Annotated in this window: 2 tRNA genes; both read left to right on the forward strand. The window is 50.0% G+C overall.

Features of this window, described 5'->3' with window-relative positions:
- Positions 1 to 18: 18 nt before the first annotated feature.
- Positions 19 to 93: transfer RNA gene (locus AB4583_RS21175), tRNA-Gln, on the forward strand.
- Positions 94 to 148: 55 nt separating this feature from the next.
- Positions 149 to 233, forward strand: a tRNA-Leu gene (locus AB4583_RS21180).
- Position 234 lies beyond the last annotated feature (1 nt).

The raw sequence follows: 234 nt of genomic DNA on the forward strand, positions 1-234 counted from the left end.
TAGATGACCATTCATTGTTGGGCTATCGCCAAGCGGTAAGGCACCGGCTTTTGATGCCGGCATTCCCTGGTTCGAATCCAGGTAGCCCAGCCACTATTACAACGTTATATTGAATCACCAATATTCAGTATGACTACAAAGATTTGCTGCGGTCGTGGCGGAATTGGTAGACGCACCAGATTTAGGTTCTGGCGCCGAGAGGTGTGAGAGTTCAAGTCTCTCCGACCGCACCAT

Source organism: Vibrio sp. 10N.222.49.C12 (assembly GCF_041475025.1).
Lineage (GTDB): Bacteria > Pseudomonadota > Gammaproteobacteria > Enterobacterales > Vibrionaceae > Vibrio > Vibrio crassostreae_C.